At 67.4% G+C, this 2,522-nt stretch carries 2 protein-coding genes; one reads left to right on the top strand and one right to left on the bottom strand.

Annotated features, from left to right (window positions below):
- Positions 1–113 precede the first annotated feature (113 nt).
- A complete protein-coding gene (ffh, locus tag IAE58_RS19820; protein WP_199934553.1) occupies positions 114–1,490 on the bottom strand; it encodes a signal recognition particle protein in 1,377 nt (458 codons plus the stop codon).
- 122 nt (positions 1,491–1,612) lie between these two features.
- Here ffh and ccsA point away from each other — a divergent pair, with 122 nt between their 5' ends.
- Positions 1,613–2,407, top strand: a complete 795-nt coding sequence (ccsA, locus tag IAE58_RS19815) for a cytochrome c biogenesis protein CcsA (protein ID WP_199934552.1) — start codon at positions 1,613–1,615, stop codon at positions 2,405–2,407.
- Positions 2,408–2,522 lie beyond the last annotated feature (115 nt).

Below are 2,522 nucleotides of genomic sequence, written 5' to 3'. Positions count from 1 at the left end.
GGTCTCAGCAGCGCATCAACGAAACGGCATGCCGCGGCCGCCGATGCGTGGTCTCAGCAGCGCATCAACGAAACGGCATGCCGCGGCCGCCGATGCGTGGCCTCAGCAACGCATCAACGGAACGGCAAACCGCGGCCGCCCATGGCGCCCATCATGCCCTTCATGCTGCGCATCATGCCCTTCATGCCGCCGCCGGCCATCTTGCTCATCATCTTTTCCATCTGCATGTACTGCTTCATGAGCTTGTTGACGTCGGCCGGGGTCACGCCCGAACCCTTGGCGATGCGCGCGCGGCGCGAGCCGTTCAGCAGGTTCGGGTTGCGCCGTTCCTTCTTGGTCATCGAATTGATGATGGCGATCATGCGCGGCACTTCCTTGCCCTGGCTGACCTGCTGCTTCAGATGGTCGGGAATGTTGCCCAGGCCCGGCAGCTTGTCCATCAGGCCGCCGATGCCGCCCATGTTCTGCATCTGCTCCAGCTGGTCGCGCATGTCGTTCAGGTCGAACTTCTTGCCCTTGGCGACCTTCTCGGCCAGCTTGGCGGCCTTGTCCTTGTCCACCTGCTGCTCGACCTGCTCCACCAGCGACAGCACGTCGCCCATGTCCAGGATGCGGCTGGCGATACGGTCGGGATGGAACACATCCAGACCTTCGGGCTTTTCGCTGACGCCGACGAACTTGATCGGCTTGCCAGTGATGTAGCGCACGCTCAGCGCGGCACCGCCACGGGCGTCACCGTCGGTCTTGGTCAGCACCACGCCGGTCAGCGGCAGCGCATCGCCGAAGGCCTTGGCGGTGTTGGCCGCGTCCTGGCCGGTCATGGCATCGACCACGAACAGGGTTTCGGCCGGGTTCACCGCCGCGTGCAGGGCCTTGATCTCGGCCATCATCGCTTCGTCGATGGCCAGGCGGCCGGCGGTATCGACCAGCAGCACGTCCACGAACGACTTGCGTGCATCGTCAATGGCCGCGCGCACGATGGCTTCCGGCTTCTGGTCGGCGCTGGACGGGAAGAACAGCACGCCCACCTGCTCGGCCAGGGTCTTCAGCTGCTCGATCGCGGCCGGACGGTAGACGTCGGCCGACACCACCATCACCTTCTTCTTGCGCTTTTCCTTCAGGTGCTTGGCCAGCTTGCCCACGGTGGTGGTCTTGCCGGCGCCCTGCAGGCCCGCCATCAGGATGATGGCCGGGGCGGGAACGTTGAGGTTCAGGTCGCTGGCTTCGGCGCCCATCACCGCGGTCAGCTCGTCGCGCACGACCTTGATCAGGGCCTGGCCCGGGGTCAGCGACTTCAGCACTTCCTGGCCGACCGCGCGCACCTTGATGCGTTCGATCAGGGCCTGCACCACCGGCAGCGCCACGTCGGCTTCCAGCAGCGCGATGCGCACCTCGCGGGTCGCCTCGCGGATGTTTTCCTCGGTCAGGCGGCCACGGCCACGCAGGCGCTCGATGGTGCCGGAAAGGCGCTGGGTCAGGGACTCGAACATGCGGCGCAACCTGTCTGAAAGCGGGGGACAATAAGGCAGACAGTATAGCGGGTCCGCCCCGGTTCCCGGGCTGCGACGCTGCGGCCGTCGCCAGCTTCCCGGGGGTATGCGAAACTGCCACGATGACAATCGTTCTCATCGCGATCCTGCTGTACCTGGCCGCCAGCGTCCTGCTGGTGCGCGCGCTCGGCCGCGACGAGGCAATGGGCTCGCCCACCTGGCTGTGGCCGGCGCTGCCGGCCATGCTGCTGCACGGCGGCTACCACGTGCTGGTGGCGCTGCGCACCAGCGGCGGGCCGGACATGCATTTCTTCGCGGCGCTGTCGCTGGTCGGTCTGGGCATGGCTTGGCTGACTTCGCTGGTGGGCGCGCGCGGGCGCATGTCGGCACTGGGCGTGGTGGTGTTCCCGCTGGCCGCGCTGCTGCTGGCGGTGTACCACGGCTACGGCCACGCCCCCAGCAAGGTACTGGGCTGGCGCCTGGCCAGCCACGCCTGGCTGGCCCTGCTGGCCTACGCCACGCTGAGCATCGCCGCACTGCTGGCCATCATGCTGTGGCTGCAGGAACGCGCCCTGCGCCGCCGCCAGTTCCGCCCGTGGCTGCGCGCACTGCCGCCGCTGGCCGATCTGGAATCGCTGCTGTTCCGGGTCATCACCGTGGGGTTCGCGCTGCTGACCCTGACCCTGGTGACCGGCGTGCTGTTCGTGGACGACCTGCTGGCACAGAAACTGGTGCACAAGACCGTGCTCAGCGTGCTGTCGTGGATCGTGTTCGGCGTGCTGCTGGTCGGCCGCCGCCGCTACGGCTGGCGCGGGGTGAAGGCCGTGCACTGGACGCTGAGCGCGATGCTGTTGCTGCTGCTGGCGTTCTTCGGCAGCCAGTTCGCCATTGAACTGGTGTTCGGGCATACCCGATAAAGCGTGCCGACCCACGGTCGGCACCCCCCGGGGACCGGTAGCGGCGGGGCCGGGGCGGCGGGGGGGGGGCCCCCCCCCCCAAAACAACAAAATGGAATACAAACCGCAAAACCGC

Source organism: Stenotrophomonas sp. S49 (assembly GCF_016624905.1).
GTDB lineage: Bacteria > Pseudomonadota > Gammaproteobacteria > Xanthomonadales > Xanthomonadaceae > Stenotrophomonas.
This window is presented reverse-complemented; position numbering and strand designations above follow the sequence as displayed.